At 73.0% G+C, this 16511-nt stretch carries 12 protein-coding genes; 6 read left to right on the top strand and 6 right to left on the bottom strand.

The genetic code is table 11. The annotated features are described in order from the left end of the window. Positions 1-16 precede the first annotated feature (16 nt). The 3 genes from purS to R0145_RS14445 are packed head-to-tail and all read left to right on the top strand — an operon-like array spanning position 17 to position 2989. Entirely contained in the window at positions 17-259 is a 243-nt protein-coding gene (gene purS / locus R0145_RS18485; protein WP_411742054.1) for a phosphoribosylformylglycinamidine synthase subunit PurS, read from the top strand. Beyond that, positions 256-933, top strand: a complete 678-nt coding sequence (gene purQ / locus R0145_RS14450; RefSeq protein ID WP_317837567.1) for a phosphoribosylformylglycinamidine synthase subunit PurQ — start codon at positions 256-258, stop codon at positions 931-933. Before purS ends, purQ begins: the two co-directional genes overlap by 4 nt. 4 nt (positions 934-937) lie before the next feature. Further along, positions 938-2989 (top strand): hypothetical protein, encoded by a 2052-nt coding sequence (locus tag R0145_RS14445; protein WP_317837566.1) that lies wholly within the window; start codon positions 938-940, stop codon positions 2987-2989. 178 nt (positions 2990-3167) lie between these two features. Here R0145_RS14445 and lysX read toward each other — a convergent pair whose 3' ends face one another. The 3 genes from lysX to R0145_RS14430 are packed head-to-tail and all read right to left on the bottom strand — an operon-like array spanning position 3168 to position 8442. Continuing rightward, positions 3168-6509 carry a bifunctional lysylphosphatidylglycerol synthetase/lysine--tRNA ligase LysX gene (gene lysX, locus R0145_RS14440; protein WP_317837565.1) on the bottom strand — a complete coding sequence of 1114 codons (3342 nt, stop codon included), beginning with the start codon at positions 6507-6509 and terminating at the stop codon, positions 3168-3170. Further along, a complete protein-coding gene (locus R0145_RS14435; protein ID WP_317837564.1) occupies positions 6506-7660 on the bottom strand; it encodes an alpha/beta hydrolase in 1155 nt (384 codons plus the stop codon). Before R0145_RS14435 ends, lysX begins: the two co-directional genes overlap by 4 nt. Positions 7661-7665: 5 nt before the next feature. After that, positions 7666-8442 (bottom strand): PrsW family glutamic-type intramembrane protease, encoded by a 777-nt coding sequence (locus R0145_RS14430; protein WP_317837562.1) that lies wholly within the window; start codon positions 8440-8442, stop codon positions 7666-7668. Positions 8443-8506: 64 nt separating this feature from the next. Between R0145_RS14430 and R0145_RS14425 the strand changes: the two genes are divergently transcribed. Beyond that, positions 8507-10054, top strand: a complete 1548-nt coding sequence (locus R0145_RS14425; protein WP_317837561.1) for a HAMP domain-containing sensor histidine kinase — start codon at positions 8507-8509, stop codon at positions 10052-10054. 31 nt (positions 10055-10085) lie between these two features. Here R0145_RS14425 and R0145_RS14420 read toward each other — a convergent pair whose 3' ends face one another. Genes R0145_RS14420 through R0145_RS14410 form a run of 3 tightly spaced genes read right to left on the bottom strand, consistent with a single transcriptional unit; the run spans position 10086 to position 12711 of the window. After that, positions 10086-10754, bottom strand: a complete 669-nt coding sequence (locus tag R0145_RS14420) for a response regulator transcription factor (RefSeq protein WP_317837560.1) — start codon at positions 10752-10754, stop codon at positions 10086-10088. Between the two features lie 26 nt (positions 10755-10780). Continuing rightward, positions 10781-11557, bottom strand: coding sequence for a hypothetical protein (locus tag R0145_RS14415; RefSeq protein WP_317837559.1), 777 nt, complete (start codon positions 11555-11557; stop codon positions 10781-10783). Further along, entirely contained in the window at positions 11554-12711 is a 1158-nt protein-coding gene (locus tag R0145_RS14410) for an AI-2E family transporter (protein ID WP_317837558.1), read from the bottom strand. The genes R0145_RS14415 and R0145_RS14410 overlap by 4 nt, the downstream gene beginning before the upstream one ends. 106 nt (positions 12712-12817) lie before the next feature. Here R0145_RS14410 and R0145_RS14405 point away from each other — a divergent pair, with 106 nt between their 5' ends. Together R0145_RS14405 and pepN are read left to right on the top strand one after the other, a co-directional pair. After that, the gene (locus R0145_RS14405) at positions 12818-13642 is read left to right on the top strand and encodes a fumarylacetoacetate hydrolase family protein (RefSeq protein WP_317837557.1); all 825 of its coding nucleotides are present in this window, start codon (positions 12818-12820) and stop codon (positions 13640-13642) included. Positions 13643-13713: 71 nt separating this feature from the next. Then, complete coding sequence (gene pepN / locus R0145_RS14400; RefSeq protein ID WP_317837556.1) at positions 13714-16416, top strand: aminopeptidase N; 2703 nt, start codon at positions 13714-13716, stop codon at positions 16414-16416. Positions 16417-16511 lie beyond the last annotated feature (95 nt).

Raw genomic sequence — 16511 nt, 5'->3', positions numbered from 1 at the left:
CGATAGGATCGGCGCCATGGCCCGAGTAATTGTGGACGTCATGCCCAAGCCGGAGATCCTGGACCCCCAGGGCAAGGCCGTGACCGGCGCGCTCGGTCGCCTCGGCTTCTCCGGCCTGTCCGTACGTCAGGGCAAGCGCTTCGAGATCGAGGTGGACGGCGACGTGACCGAGGACCGCCTGGTCGAGGTCCGGGAGGCCGCCGAGCGTCTGCTGGCCAACACGGTGATCGAGAACTTCGACGTCCGGGTGGAAGAGTGACCACCAGGATCGGTGTCGTCACCTTCCCGGGCACTCTCGACGACTCGGACGCCGCGCGGGCGGTGCGGCTGACCGGCTCCGAGCCGGTCGCGCTGTGGCACGGCAATGACACCCTCGAGGGGGTTGATGCCGTCATCCTGCCGGGCGGCTTCTCCTACGGCGACTACCTGCGCTGCGGCGCCATCGCCCGGTTCTCCCCGGTGATGGGGGAGCTGATCACGGCCGCGAACGACGGGCTGCCGGTGCTCGGCATCTGCAACGGCTTCCAGGTGCTGGCCGAGGCCCATCTGCTGCCCGGTGCGCTGATGCGCAATGCCTCCCGGACCTTCGTCTGCCGCGACCAGAAGCTGCGTGTCGAGACCCGCGACACCGTGTGGTCGAACGCGTTCAAGCGCGGCCAGGAGATCACCATCGTGCTGAAGTCCGGCGAGGGCAACTACATCGCCGACGAGGACACGCTGAAGCGGCTGGAGGACAACGACCAGGTCGTCTTCCGCTACCTCGACAACCCGAACGGGTCCGCCCACGACATCGCCGGCGTCACCAACGAACGCGGCAACGTCGTGGGACTGATGCCGCATCCGGAGCACAACGTGGATCCGGCCGCGGCGCCGACGACTGACGGCGTGCCCTTCTTCGCCAGTCTGATCGACTATCTGCAGCGGGCGTCCTGAGGCCGTGTCGACGAGCACACCGGATGGCGGGAGGGGGACCGCCGCCGGGGCATCCGGGGCAGGTGCGCACCCCGACGCACCGGAAGGTCTCGCGGCGCGGCGCCGCGCCTGGTGGCAGCACCGCTGGCTGCGTCACCTGATCGGCCTCGCCGTCGTGCTGGGGGTGCTCTTCGGGGTCGCCCGACCGGTGCGGGTGGCACCCTCCCCGGTGGCCGCCGGCGACCTGGTGGTGATCGGGGTCGGGGAGCGTACGTCGCTGTCGACATCGGACCGTGACCTGCTGGATTCTCGGGCCGCCACCGCCGCGTACGGCGTCGTGTCCTCCAGCCGGGACCAGGGCGAGTGCGTCTCGGCGGCCTGGCTGAGCCTGGGCGCCGCGGCGCAGGCCCGGACCGGTGACCACTGCGCTCCCGAGATCGTCCTCACCCCCGCGGCCCGGCTGTCCGGCAGCGGTGGAGCGGCGGTCTCCAACTGGTCCCAGCTCGCCACCCTGAACAGCCCGCACGGTGTCGACCTGGGTCGGCTGCAGAGCCGGGTCCCGGCCGACCCGGCGGACCCGCGGTCCTGCATCACGGCCGTCGGACCGGGGGCGGCCCTCGCCGCCGCGGCCCCGGACGGCTCCGTCGCCCACTACATCGAGCCCAGCGCCTGGGCTGCCGGCGGCTACACCGCCGACTGCCGGGTGACCCTGGTCGATCCCGTGCTCGGCTCGGAGGACGCGATCCGCCGCCTGGTCGAACGCCCCGACACCACGGTCCTCGTCATCGGCCTGGGACCGGCCGGAGCTCTGACGTCGCCGGGAATCCGACTCGATCCGACCGCAGCCCGGACGCTCTCCTCGGTGCAGTTGGCCTATCGGGTCGACCCGCGCGGGTCGACCGCCGTCCCCGGCGCGCTGTCCTCGGCCACCACCGGGGAACCCGGGGTGATCACCCTGCCCGATGTCAGCGCAGCGATCACCGCCCACCTGCGTACGGCGGCCCCGGGTACGTCGGCGTCGGGAGTGCCCAGCCCGTCGGCCGCAGCTTCCTCGACGGCCTCGTCGACGACGACCGCCCCGGCAGCGTCCACCCCGGCAGCGTCGGCCCAGGCCACGGTCACCGGGGCCGACGCCGGTGCCGCGCTCGGCGTGGTGCCCGGACCGGTCTCCGCGTCGGCGGCCGACCGCCTGCTCGCCGATGTCGCGGCCCTGCAGCACCGCGGGCCGATCATGGCCACCGCGGCGGGCATCTTCGCCGCGCTGCTGGTCGTCGCGGTGGTGATGGTCCTGCGCCGCCGCTGGGCACCGGCACCCTGGGTGGCGGCGGCCCTCACCACCTGGCCGGTCGCGCTGCTGGCCGGTGGACTGGTGCCGTGGTATCGGACCGCGCAGCCCGTCCTCGCCGGGATCGCGACCGTTCTGGGTGCCTGGGTGGTCGCGGTGGGGCTGGCACGGCTGCTCACCACCTCCCGCCGGCCGGCGGGGATTGCCGGGGCGGCGATGAGCCTCACTCTGACGGCGGCGTTCGCGGTGATCGGGAACGTTCTGGGTTGGGGCACCCTGCTCGACTCCACGACGGTGCTGGGACCTGACTGGCTCGGCACCGGGCCGGGCGCGGCCGGGGTCTGCGTCGGGGCGGCGCTGGCGATCGCCGCGTGGTGGGCCGAGCGGCTGCCCCGCAAGCAGAGTGTGGTGGCGATCGTCGGCCTGGTGATCATCATCGGCGTCGCGTTGTGGCCGAATGTGCCGTACGCCATCGCCCTGATGGCCGGTGGCGCGGTGCTGACCTTCGCCGACACCGCGCGCAGTTGGGTGCGGGAGGCGATCCCGTGGGCCGATCCGCTGTTCGTCGGCACGGCAGCGGCGTCCCTGGTCGCCGCGCTGGTGGGTACGGTGTTGCTCTCGCTCGGCTCGGGCACGATCCTGCTGCAGCTGTCCCCGGACAGCCCCCGGTTCGGTGGGGTGGTGATGGGCTGGCTCGCCTCGGTCACCCTGGCGGTGTGGCTGGAGCTGCGGGCGGGGGCGTGGTTCGCCGCGCGGGACGAGGGCCGGTTGCCGGACCCGACGTCGATGTGAGGCGGCGGGTTCCGGCGGTCGGTGTCCAGTGCCCTCGGGCCCACCGGAAGCCGAACGCGCCCGCTTGTCCCCGGCCGCGGCAGCGCGTGCGGACGCGAATGCGGACAAACGGCAGCGTCCAGAGGACGGGAGCCAGGGGGCGCCAGGGCGAGGATCGAGGGTAGGGGGCCGGGGACGTTCAGCCGCGGGGACGTACGAACGGGAAGGTCAGCACCTCGCGGATCGGCCGGTCGGTCAGCGCCATCACCAGCCGGTCGATGCCGATGCCCAGGCCGCCGGCCGGGGGCATGCCCACCTCGAGGGCGGTGAGGAAGTCCTCGTCCACCTCCATCGCCTCGGGATCGCCCGCCGCGGCGCGCCAGGACTGCTCGACGAAGCGGCGACGCTGCTCCACCGGGTCGGTCAGCTCGGAGTAGGCGGTGCCGAGTTCCATCCCGCCGGCGACCAGGTCCCACCGCTCCACCAGACCCGGCTCGCTGCGGTGCGGCCCGGCCAGTGGCGAGGTCTCCGCCGGGAAGTCGGTGTAGAAGGTGGGGCGTACGGTCCGGGCTTCGACCAGTTCCCCGTACAGTTCCTCGATCAGCGCGCCCGGCCCCCAGCCGTCGCGGACGTGGATGCCGTGCTGGTGCGCCAGCGAGAGCAGGTCCTCCAGATCCGTGTCGATGGTGATCGTCCGGCCGACGGCCGCGGACAGCGCGTCGCACACCGTGATCACCGGCCATTCCCCGGAGATGTCGACCAGCTCCATTCCTGGATCGGAGGGCGACTTCGCCCCGCGATCAAGGAATGGGGCACCGGGGTCGGAGGTGCCGGGGTTCGGGGCGCCGGAGCCCGCGCCCATATCGAGCGGCATCACCTCGCGGCCGTGCACGGCCACCGCAGCGGCCCGGACCAGTTGCTCGGTGAGCCGGCGCATGTCGGTGTAGTCGGCGAAGGGCTCGTATGCCTCGAGCACGGTGAACTCGGGGTTGTGGGTGGCGTCGGCGCCCTCGTTGCGGAAGTTGCGGCCCAGCTCGAAGACCGGGCCGAGGCCGCCGACGAGGAGCCGTTTCAGCATCAGTTCCGGTGCGATCCGCAGCACCAGGTCGGTGCCGTACGCGTTGATCTCGGTGCGGAACGGCCGGGCGCTGGCGCCGCCGTGGATCGTCTGCAGGATCGGGGTCTCCACCTCCTGGTAGCCCCCGTCGCGCAGGGTGGCGCGGATCGCGTCGATGGCGCGGGAGCGGGCCCGCAGCACCTCGATCTCCTCGGGGTGGACGATCAGGTCGAGGGAGCGGTTCCGCAGCCGGGCGTCGGGATTGTCGAACCCCTCCCAGGGCACCGGTCGCAGTGACTTGGCCAGCATCCGCCAGGAGCTCACCCCCCACGAGGCGGTGCCGTTGCGGGTGCGGATCGGTTCGGCGGCCAGCTGCACCAGGTCGCCGGTGTCGACCAGTCGGGCGAACTCCCGCACCGCGTCGCGGCCCAGCCGGCCGGCCTCCAGGACGAACTGCGCGGTGACCCGGCCATCCACCACGTCCACGAAGCACACCCCGCCGTGATCGCGGACCCGGCGGACGCGGCCGACGAGGGGCCGCCCGTCGGGCTGCTCGCGGTCGGCCGCGGACAGCCGCACCACCTCGGTGCGGCCCAGCGGGTGACCGGACCGGCCGGTCGCCCGCAGCTCCGCCAGGTGGGCGAACCGCTGCCGGGTCTGGTCGTCGCGGCGCGGGTGCAGACTTTCGATCGGCCGCCGGTTCGCCAGTTCCCGGACGGTGGCCAGGTGGGCCGCATCCAGCGCCCCGCCGACCTCCGCGCCGCGGATCCACGGCGGCAGCGGCAGGAACCCCTCGGCCCGGGCGGAGGCGAGCGCCACCGGCAGCAGGTCGATGATCGACGGCAGGCAGACGTAGCGGGACTGCCAGCTGGGCTGGTACTTGGCGTTGGACAGGTAGAGCCGCTCGACCTGCCAGTAGCGGTCCAGCCAGCTCAACAGCTGCGAGTTGAACCGGGTCAGCGCGCCGGCGCTGACGTCCTCGGCCTCGGCGAACACTCGCCGGAAGAAGGCGAAGTTGAGCGAGATCCGGGCGATGCCGTTGTCGTCGGCCCAGGCCATCAGCTCGGTGATGATCAGCTCGTTGGTGCCGTTGGGCGCGTCGGGGGAGCGCCGCATCAGGTCCAGCGACAGCCCGCGACGGCCCCACGGGACGAAGCTGAGCAGCGCGATCGGCCGGTCCTCGGCGTCGTACGCGGTGACCACCAGGCAGCGCCCGTCGGCGGGATCCCCGAACCGGCCCAGCGCCATCGAGAAGCCCCGTTCGGTGCCGCCGACCCGCCAGTCCCCGGCGAGCTGGTCCAGGCTGGCCAGGTCCACCTCGTCGAGGTCCTCGGCGCGCTGGATCCGGACGGTGATGCCGGTGCGGCGGGCCCGTCGCTGGGCGTGCCGCACCGGGGTCATGCCGGTCGAGTCCAGCCGGAACCGATCCGGGTGCAGGATCGCCTCGTCGCCGAGATTGATCACCTCGGTGCCGATCGAGGTGGCGTACGCCCGGGCGCCCGCCTCGGAACAGGCCAGCACGGCCGGGGTCCACCCGTACGTGCGCGCGTACGAGGCCCAGGCATGGATCAGGTCCGGCCACAGTCGCCGGTCACCGATCGGGTCGCCGCTGGCCAGGCACACCGAGCCGATCACCCGGTAGGCGATCACCGCCCGCCGGTTGTCGGAGAAGTAGAGCATCTTGTCGCGGCGGGTCGCGTAGTAGCCCAGCGAGTCCTCGTCACCGTACTCGGCCAGCAGCGTACGCAGCGCCACCTCGTTGTGCTGCTGCCAGCCGCCGGTGAACCGGGCCGACCGGAGGAACGCGCCCACCGCGAAGAGCAGCGACAGGCCGGCGATGCCGCCGGTGACCTGCGGAATCACCCGGCCCACCGCGACGTGCCAGCCGCGCGGGACCGGCAGCCCGATGGCATTGAGCAGGGTCACCGAGAGGACCTGCCAGGCGGGACCCCGGGCATCGGTCGCGGTGCGCAGCAGCAGTTGGGTGAGGCCGAGGTCGAGCAGCAACCCCGCCGCGAGGATGGCGATCGCGATCCCCCAGGAGCCGCGTTTCACCCGGGCCGGGAAGGCCGGCCGGAGCCAGACGACGGTGACCAGCAGGGCGATCGACAGGGCGAGATTGAGGGCGGCCATCGCGCCCCGGTCGATGTCGGTGAACGGCAGCGGCGGCATCGGGCGGTGTCGGATCGTGTAGATGAAGGAGGCGACGTCGGTGGCCAGGCCGATCAGCTGGAAGACGCCGATCACCATCAGCGCGAACCGCTTGCGCTTCATGATCGCGGCGGTGACCAGGCCCAGCCCGATCACCGACACCAGCGACGCGGTGACCGGGATGTTCAGCGTGACGAAGAACTCCTGGATCGGCCACCGCGGGGCGCGCCGGATGATCCGGTGCCGGATCCAGTCCAGGGTCGCCACCACGGTGGCGATGACGTAGAGCCAGGTGAGGACCTCGGCGGCGATCCGGCGCGCCTTGGTGGTCATGACGCGCGCCAGGCGAAGGCCGGGGAGACCCGACCGAGCCACTGCAGCCCGGCCGGCAGCCCCTCCAGCCAGACGCCCCACTGGTGTCCGCCGGACTCCTGCAGGGTGGTGGTCAGCGTGGTCGGCAGGTGGATCGCCTTCTGGAACTCGTTGAGGGCGGTCATCGAGGTCTTGTCGTCCCGGGCGGCGTACGCCCAGATGTCGGCCTTCGGCTTGGTGTTCTTGACGATGGTGGCCAGGTCGTAGGTCTTGTCGTTCGCCGGCCGGTGCGGGGTCTTGCCCCACTCCGGGGCGAAATAGCCCGACATCGCGATGGCGCGGGTGTAGTGGTCGGGGTGCTTCACGGCGAGCATCGGAGCGCAGAAGCCCCCCGCGCTGTAGCCGACGGTGGCCCAGGCGTCCGGGGCGGACTCGGCGCGCAGGTTGGCCAGCGCCCAGTCCCGGACGTCGGCGTCGACGTAGGTCTCCCACAGGCCCTGGTCCGGGCCGGAGGAGAAGTCGGTGCACTCGGAGTCGATGGTGCCGGGGAAGGTGGTGGGGACCACCACGATCGCCTCGCGGAGCCGCTTGTCGCCCTGCAGTGCGCTGATCATGCTGCCGATGTTGAGGTTGTTCTTGTACGTCAGCGGGCTGCCCGGGCTGCCGGTGAAGCCGAAGATCACCGGGTAGAAGCGGTCCGGGTGGGCCTGGTAGGACGCCGGCAGCCAGACCAGGGCGGGCTGGGAGATGCCGGACTTCGGCCCGGCGATCGTCACGGTCAGGTACTGGCCGCCGGTCGCGTCGGTGGAGTAGCCGGTCAGTGCCGGGTTGTGCGCCGGGTCGGCCTGCAGCGCAGTGGGGTTGCCGACCGCCTCCGGGGCGGCCTGGACGCCCTTCTCGTCGGCGCCGCGGGAGGAGTGGGTGACACTGCTGGCGGAGGTCAGCCCGAACACGTCGGCCCAGGTGGTGTACCAGCCGTTGTTGCGGTTGAGTGCCAGACCGATCAACAGCAGTGACAGGGCGATGCTGCCGACCAGCGCCAGCGCCTGGTGGAGGATCGCCCGGACGGCTCCGGCCCGGTGTCGGGGAAGCCAGCCGACGGCCCACGCCAGGACCGCGGCCAGCAGCAGGCCGACGAGTGCGAGGAGCCACGAGGAGGTGAGGCTGAACACTCGGATCACCTTACGACACGCCCTCCGAGCCTTCGTTGGAAGAGGATGAGCAGCGCCAGGCTGACCGCCGCCAGGACGATGTGCGCCGGCCAGGACGCGGCGAAGGTGTCCCAGGCCGCGTGCAGCAGCACCACGGCGACGTACGTCCCGGCGAAGACCAGCACGCCCCGGCCGACCGGACGGGCGGGCAGCCGCCACAGCGCGGCGCCGAGGACGCCGGTCCAGGCGAGGTGGCAGGCCGGGGCGAAGACGCCGCGGATCAGCAGGGTCTGGTCGACCGTGGCGAGGTTGCCCGAGGACAGCAGCGCGCTGAAGCCGTACCCCATCGTCTCCAGCACCGCGAAGCCGGCGCCGGAGCCGACCCCGACGATCAGTCCGGCGCGGCTGTCCCCGGCGGCCCGGGAGCCGCCGACCAGGACCCCGATCGGCACCAGGATCTTCAGCGTCTCCTCGATGACGGCGACGGTCAGCATCGGCCACTGTTCCCGGCGGGTGGCGGTGGCGTACTCGAGGATGCTCGCCAGCAGGACACCGAGCACACCGCTGAGGGCGGCGATCCAGGCCACCGTCCGGCCGTCGACGATGCCGTGCCCGGTCGGCCAGTTCAGGTACGCCAGCACGGTCACCGGCGCCACCAGGGCGCCGAGCAGCAGCACGGTCGGGAACAAGTTCGGGTTGGCGGTGACGACCATGGTGAGCAGCACCAGCCAGTAGAGGGTGCCGGTGCCGCAGAGGACGAGGACCCAACGCCAATTGCGCGCAGTCCTCTCCCGATTCGGCATGGCCACGACGGTAGGTGCGCCGCGCTGAAAGCCCGCTGAGCGTTCCATGCGGCAGGATGGAGACATGTCCGTGCCACGTGATCCCGGACACTCTCCCGAGCCGGGTGATCATCGCGACCCCGAGTGGCCACGGCCGTCGGGACACCCCGCCGGGGTTCGGCCCGCGGAGGGGCCCGGCGTCCGGGGCCAGGCGGCGTTCGTCGCCGTCCTGGTGCTGGCCTTCGCCCTGTTCACCGGCGGCGGGATCATGCTGGGCGCCCTGGCCACCACGCTGCGCCGGGGGATCGAGGACACCCAGCGGGCCCGGCTCAGTGAGGCGGTGGCCGTCGTCGCCCAGCGCGGCGTCGCCGGGCTGACGGCCGAGGATGTCCATCCCCTCGGATCCGGCGGGGCGTTGCAGGTGCTCGACCCGTCCCGCACCGGGCAGGCGGAGGTGGTGTACGCCGCCGACGGCCGGTGGGACGCCCCGCTGACGACGGCGCGGCCGGCACCGGGGGTGACGGTGGTCGACCGGCACGCCCGGGCACCGCACAGCGACACCCCCTACCTCGCGGTCGCCCAGGGGATCACTTCGGCGGGCACGGCGTACGTCGTGGTCACCGGCGGGACCCTGGCGGGGGTGGACCGCGCACTGCGCCAGGACGCCCTGTCGCTGGTGGGCGGTGTGCCGCTGCTGTCGCTGCTCGGCGGGTGGGCGGTGTGGCTGCTGGTGGGCCGTACGCTGCGGCCGGTGGAGGAACTGCGGACGGCGGTCGAGGAGATCGGGGCGGCCGATGTCACCGGCCGGGTGCCGGTCCCGCCGCGCCACGACGAGATCGGTCGGCTCGCCGTCACCATGAACGCGCTGCTCACCCGGATCCAGCACTCCCGCGACAGCCAGCGCCGTTTCGTCGCCGACGCCAGCCACGAACTGCGCTCCCCGGTCGCCGCGCTCGGCGCCGGGCTGGAGATCCTCCAACAGCGCCCCGAGGAGCTGCCCGCCGTGCTGCCGCTGATGATGACCGAGACCCGGCACCTGGCCTCGCTCACCGACGGGCTGCTGGTGCTGGCCCGGGCCGACGCCGGGATGCTGCACCGCCGCACCGTCGACGTCGACCTAGACGACATCGTCGCGGCGGAGGTGAGCCGGATGCGGACCTCCACCGGACTGGCCGTCGAGGCCCGGCTGGCCGCGGCCCGGGTCGTGGGGGAGCCGGATGACCTGTATCGGGCGGTCCGCAACCTGGTCGACAACGCCGCCCGGGTCGCCCACGGCAGGCTCGGCCTGTCGGTCGGGGCGGAGGGCGAGGAGGCGGTCGTCCGGGTCGACGACGACGGGCCCGGGATCCCCGCCGACGAGCGCGCCCGGGTCTTCGACCGGTTCGTCCGGCTCGACGCCGACCGTGGCCGGTCCCACGGCGGGGCGGGTCTCGGCCTGGCGATCGTGCACAGCATCGTCACCGCCCACGGCGGCACCGTCACCGCCGGGGAGTCCCCGTGGGGTGGTGCGCGGTTCGAGATCCGGCTGCCGGCGGCCGGCACCACCCCGGGCGGGGAGCCGGAAGGGCCCGGCGAGGTCGGGGGTGACCAGGGCGGCGGTGACGACGAGGCGCCGTCGGGCCGGGAAGGCTGACAGAGGGGTCGTCAGGCCGGGCCCGCCGGACTCAGCTGTTGAGCCGGTAGCCCCGGCCTCGCAGGGTCTCGATGGTGTGCACCCCGAAGGGCTCGTCGATCTTGCGGCGCAGATAGCCGACGTAGACCTCGACGATGTTGAGGTCGCCCTCGAAGGCCGCGTCCCACACGTGGTCGAGGAGGTCGGTCTTGGACACCACGTCACCGGCCCGCCGCATCAGGTACTCCAGCAGGGCGAACTCCTTGGCGGTGAGCCGGATGTCGGTGCCGGCCCGGGCGACCCGGCCGCTGGACGGATCCAGCTCCAGGTCACCGACGACCAGCACGGAGGGCCGCGGCGGGGCGCCGCGCCGGATCAGCGCCCGCAGCCGGGCCGCCAGCACCGCCAGGCTGAACGGTTTGGTCAGGTAGTCGTCCGCGCCGAGGTCGAAGGCGTCGACCTGGTCGAGGTCCCCGTCCTTCGCGGTGAGCATGATCACCGGCACCCACACCTCCGCCTTGCGGATGCCCTTGAGGACGTCATAGCCGTTGAGGCCGGGCAGCATGATGTCGAGCACCACCGCGTCGTACGGCTGCTCGGTCGCCGCCCACAGCCCCTCGGGGCCGGTCCGGGCCACGTCGATGCTGAACCCGTCCGGCCCCAGGCCTCGCTGGACGAGCTCGGCGAGGGACCTGTCGTCCTCCACCAGCAGCACGCGCACGTGTCCGCACCTCCCCTGACGTGGGCTCACCCGAGCAGGAACGCCCCCGTGGACAGCCACAGTACGACATCGGCGCCGAGTACGAGACCGGCCAGCAGGATCACCGCGGTGCCGATCCGTCCCAGCGGCGCGGCCACCCGACGCCAGGACCGTCGCATCCACCGGCCGACCGGGTCGCCGGCGCCCAGGGCGACGGCCACGGCCAGTGCGACCAGCGGCGACTGGCTGAGCAGCCACCACAGCGCGGCGATGCCGAGCGCCGGCCCCGCCTGCAGCCGGTGGACCAGCGCCACCAGCCCCCAGAAGCCCGGGTCGCCCAGCACGGTCAGCCCGTACGCGGCGCCGGCCAGGGCCATCGGCCCGGTCCCGGTGCCGCGCAGCCGCCGGGGCACGTCGTCGGGGGCGCTGGCCTCGTCCGAGTCATCCTCGGCGCCCGATGCCGCCGGACCGGCCTCGTTCGGCAGCGGATGTCCGGCGCCCTGCGGCAGGGGGTGTCCGGCGTCGCGCCGGGCGGCCAGGCGCCGGACGCCCCAGACCAACAGGCCCACCGCGGCGGCCGCCTCGAGGGATCCCCAGACGACATCCGGGACGTGCGGCATCCCGTCCGGCAGTAGCGCGTACGCCAGCAGATCGAGCAGCATCGCCGCGGCGATGATCACCGCCGCCCCGGCCGCGGTGAAGGCGATCGCCGCCCGGCGGCCGGCCCCGCGGGCAAGAGCGGCGAGCAGCGCCAGCGCGCCGAACGGGTCGAATCCGGCGATGGACAACGCCACGCAGGCACCGACCAGCTGCCATGCCGTCACTGTGCGGGCGTCCCGGCGTCCGCCGGCGGTCCAGTGGTGGCGGCCGGTGGTGATGCCTCGGGCGGCCGCCGCCGGGCTCCCACCTGAACGTACGTCCGGATCCCGGCGTTCGCCATCGCCAGCGTCGGCACCGCGAAGAGGGCGCCCACCACGCCGAACATCATCGAACCGGCGGTCACCGCGAAGATCACCGCCAGCGGATGCAGTGCCACCGCGCGGCCCATCAGGAACGGCTGCAGCACGTGGGACTCCAGTTGCTGCACCCCGGTGACGATGGCCAGCAGCACCAGCGCCGGCACCCAGCCCTGGAGCAACAGCGTGGTGAGGATGGCGATCGCCCCGCCGAAGACCACCCCGATGACCGGCACGAAGGCCGACACGAACACCAGGATCGCCATCGCCGTGGCGAACGGCGAGCCGAGGATCACCGCGCCGACCCAGACGAGCAGCGCGTCCAGGGCGGCGACGAGCAGCTGGGTGTGGATGTAGGCCGAGAGGCTGCGCCAGCCGCTGCGGAACGCGGTGTCGATCCGGACCCGCTCGCCCAGTGCGAAGCCGCCGATCAGGAAGGTCCAGATCCGGCGTCCGTCCGCCAGGAAGATGATGGTGGTGATCAGGCACAGGAAGGTCCCGATCACCGTGTCGAGGGCGGAGGAGCCGACCCGGAAGGCGCCCTGGGTGAGGTTGGCGGTGTGCTGGCTGATCCAGTTCTGGATCTCGGTGAACACCCGGTCGACCTGCCCGGGGCGCAGGTGCAGCGGCCCCTGGGACAGCCAGGTCTGCACCTGCCCGACACCGCCGTAGAGGTCCAGGTGGAGGTGGGTGACGCCGCTGGCGATCCGCTGGCCCACCACGGCCAGCAGGCCACCGGCGACCGCGGCGGTCAACAGGACGCTGATCACCGCCGCCAGCCCGCGGTGCAGCCGGGCCCGCCGGTGCAACCAGGCGACCATCGGGCCGAGCAGGACGGCGAGCAGCAGCGCGACCATCGTCGCCGTCACCAGGATCGGGATCTGCAGCAGCACCCAGGAGATGCCGTAGCCGACCACCGTCAGGACGATCAGCCGCCAGCCCCAGGCAGCGGCGACCCGCAGCGCCCTGGGCACCGCCTCGTCGATCGAGGAGGGTGGTGGTGCCGGCGGACTGGTGGTCACAGGTCAAACCCTACGGCCGGTGTGCCTGAGAGTGGACTGAATCCGTTGCCGCGCCCGGGCCGGCAGGCGATGATCGGGGCGAACCGAGCACCGAAGGAGCTGCCCCATGCGTCTCGCCACCCTCCGTACCCCCGACGGCACCGCCGCCGCCCGCCTCGACGGCGACACGTACACCCTCATCGAGGGCTGCGACGACGTCAGCGAGCTGCTCGCCGACCCCGACTGGCGCGAGGTCGCGGCCGCCGCGACCGGGACCACCGTGCCGGCCTCCGCGGCGGACCTGGCGACCCTGCTGCCGGCCCCGGGCAAGGTGATCTGCGCCGGGCTGAACTACGCCACCCACATCCGGGAGATGGGCCGGGAGCTGCCCACGTACCCGACGCTGTTCGCCAAGTTCGCGGACAGCCTCACCGGACCGTACGACGAGGTGGTGGCCCCGGCCGAGGATCCGATGCTGGACTGGGAGTGCGAGCTCGGCGTGGCGATCGGTGCGGACGCCTACCGGGTGGCCGAGGAGGACGCCGCCGGCTGCATCGCCGGGTACACCGTGGTCAACGACGTGTCGATGCGCGGCTTCCAGCGCCGCACCGGCGAGTGGCTGCAGGGCAAGATCTGGCAGTCGTCCACCCCGGTCGGCCCGGTGCTGGTCACTGCCGACGAGTTCGACCCCGGCGATGCGGCGATCACGACCAGGGTCAACGGGCGGTTGATGCAGCAGGCGAACACCGGTGACCTGGTCTTCACCGCGGCGAAGCTGGTGGCGTACGTGTCGACGATCGTCACCCTGCGCGCCGGTGACCTGCTGCTGACCGGCACCCCGGGCGGGGTCGGTCTGGCCCGGGACCCGCAGGTGTTCCTCCGCGCCGGGGACGTGGTCGAGGTCGAGGTGGCCGGCCTGGGCCGGCTGGAGAACCGGTTCGTCGCCGGCTGACCGGGATCGCCGGGCGGGCTGTGTCCCGATCCCGACCGATGCCGCCGACCGCCCGCGGTTAGGCTGATCCGGTGAGCAGCGCGAACCTGACCAAGGTCGAGGCCGAGCGGCGTTCCGCGAGCCTCGAGGTGCATGCGTACGACGTGGACCTGGATCTGTCCGGTGCCCCCGACCCCGCGGTCAGCGGCTTCCCGTCGACCACCACGATCACCTTCCTGACCACCGCGGAGGACGTCCGGCTGGACTTCATCGGGGAGTCGGTGGCGTCGGTGGAGGTGAACGGCGACCCGCTGGACCCCGCCCGGATCTGGGACGGCGCGGCCCTGCGGCTGACCGGACTGGTGCCGCACCGGTCCAACCGGGTGACCGTACGGGCCGTCGCCGCCTACTCACGCACCGGCCAGGGACTGCACCGGTTCGTCGACCCGGTCGACGGGGAGACCTACCTCTACTCCCACCTCGAACCGGCCGACGCCCGGCGGATCTTCGCCACCTTCGAACAGCCCGACCTCAAGGCCGCCCGGATCCTGCACGTCACCGCCCCGGCGGCCTGGTCGGTGGTCGCGAACCAGGCGATCGCCTCCCAGCTCCCGGTCGACGGTGGTCCGGGCGTCGCGGAAGCCGTCGGCGCGGCCGACGCCGGCATCCCTGCTGACGGCGAGTTCGTCCGCACCACCTTCCAGCCGACCCCGCCGCTGTCGACCTACCTCACCGCGGTGTGCGCGGGGCCGTGGCACCACGTCCACGACCTGTGGACCCGCCGCGCCGGCGCGACCACCCTGGAGGTCCCGCTCGGGCTGTGGTGCCGGGCCTCGCTGGCCGGACACCTCGACGCCGACCGGCTGTTCGAGACCACCAAGCGCGGCCTGGACCGCTACCACGACCTGTTCGGCTTCCCCTACCCGTGGGGCAAGTACGACCAGCTCTTCGCCCCGGAGTACAACATCGGCGCGATGGAGAACCCGGGCTGCATCACCTTCCACGAGAAGTACCTGTTCACCTCCCGGCCGACCCGCCAGGAGCTCGAGCAGCGGTCCACCACGATGCTGCACGAGATGGCGCACCTGTGGTTCGGTGACCTGGTCACCCCGGCCTGGTGGGACGACCTGTGGCTCAAGGAGTCCTTCGCCGAGTACATGGGCGTACGCACCAGCGTCGACGTCGACGACCACCCGGAGGCGTGGGTGACCTTCGCCGGCGCCCGCAAGGCCTGGGCGTACGCCGCCGACCAGCTGCCCACCACCCATCCGGTCGCCGCGGACATCCCCGACCTGGAGGCGGCCAAGCAGAACTTCGACGGGATCACCTACGCCAAGGGCGCCGCGGTGCTCAAGCAACTGGTGGCGTACGTGGGCGACAAGGCCTTCTTCGCCGGCGCCCGGCGGTACTTCGCCCGGCACGCCTTCGGGGCGGCCCGGCTGCTCGACCTGCTCGACGCGCTGGAGGAGGTCTCCGGCCGCAACCTGCGCGCCTGGGCCGAACAGTGGCTGCAGACCTCCGGGGTCGACGAGCTGACCACCGAGGGGCCGGGCCCGGACGGGGTGATCCACCTGCGCCGTACCTCCCCCGATGCCGCCCGCCGCCCGCACCGGCTGTCGGTCGGCCTCTACCTGCCCGACCCGGACGGCCGGCTGCGCCGTACGCATCACGCCGAGACGGATCTGGTCGGCAACGGCGTGGATCTCGACCTGACCGACATCGACCCGGCCGGGGAGGGCCCGCGGCTGGTGCTCCCCAACGACGACGACCTGACCTACGCCCTCACCCGGCTCGACCCGGTCAGCCGCGACACCGCGCTCGCGTACGCCGGCGGGATGGTGGACCCGCTCGCCCAGTCCCAGGTCTGGGCGGCGCTGTGGAACGACGTCCGCGACGCCCGGATGCCCGCCACCGCGTTCATCCGGGCGGTGGTGGAGCACGGCGGACGGCTCGACCGCCGCGACGACGAGAGCGCCACCACGCTGCTGCCGCACCTCGTCGGTGACACGGTGACCGCGGTCGACCGGTTCCTGCCGCGAGCGTTGCGGGCAGCGGCCTGGGCGGATGCCTTCGACGGCGCCTGGGACCGGTTGGTCGCCGCCGCGCCGGGCTCCGACCAGCAGCTCGCCTGGGCGCGGGCCGCGACGCTGCTCGGCGGTCAGGTCGGCGAGGAGGACGCCCCGGGGGCTGCCGCGCGGCTCGGCATGCTGCTCGCCGGGCCGGTCCCGCCCGGCCTGGAGGTCGGGACGGAGCTGCGCTGGCAGGCGCTGATCGCCCTGTCCGCGCTGGGCCGGGTGACCGACGACGAGCTCGACGCCGCCCTGGCCGCCGACCCGACCGCCCGGGCCCGGGCCCACCACCTCACCGCGCGGATCGGGCGACCCGATCCGCAGGCCAAGAAGTGGGCCTGGGAGCAGGTGCAGCACTACCCGTCGGTGTGGTCGAACGAGGAGATCAGCGCCGCCCTCGCCGGTTGGGGCACCCCGGCCCATCGTGACCTCGTCGCCGAGTACGCCGAGCCCTATTGGGACCGGCTGACCCGCTGGTGGGAGCGGTTCCCGATCGAGATCGCCACCCGGCTGGTCGCCGGCCTGTTCCCGGCAGTCGTCGACGTCGACCTGACCCGCCCGGCGGCGGAGCATCCCGTCGTCGCCGACGCGCACCGCTGGTTGGACTGGCACGCCGGCGCTCCGGCGGCGCTGCGCCGGTTGGTCCTGGAACACGCCGACCGGGCCGAGCGGGCCGCCCGGGCCCAGCTGGCGGTGCTGGCGATGGTGGCCGCCGAGAACGGCTGAGGGGCGCCGCGGCCCGTCGGGCTGTTTGAGAATCGTCGGTGGTGGTGAGGATCGTCGGGAGTCCGGGAGTCCGGGAGTCCGGGAGCCCGGGAGGT

The organism is Raineyella sp. W15-4, from assembly GCF_033170155.1.
Classification (GTDB): domain Bacteria; phylum Actinomycetota; class Actinomycetes; order Propionibacteriales; family Propionibacteriaceae; genus Raineyella.
This window is presented reverse-complemented; position numbering and strand designations above follow the sequence as displayed.

Bases quoted from the DNA above. Each gene is read 5' to 3' on its own strand.
- purS (WP_411742054.1), top strand. From the start codon at position 17: ATGGCCCGAGTAATTGTGGACGTCATGCCCAAGCCGGAGATCCTGGAC.
- lysX (WP_317837565.1), bottom strand. From the start codon at position 6,509: ATGACCACCAAGGCGCGCCGGATCGCCGCCGAGGTCCTCACCTGGCTC.
- R0145_RS14430 (WP_317837562.1), bottom strand. From the start codon at position 8,442: ATGCCGAATCGGGAGAGGACTGCGCGCAATTGGCGTTGGGTCCTCGTC.
- R0145_RS14425 (WP_317837561.1), top strand. From the start codon at position 8,507: ATGTCCGTGCCACGTGATCCCGGACACTCTCCCGAGCCGGGTGATCAT.
- R0145_RS14405 (WP_317837557.1), top strand. From the start codon at position 12,818: ATGCGTCTCGCCACCCTCCGTACCCCCGACGGCACCGCCGCCGCCCGC.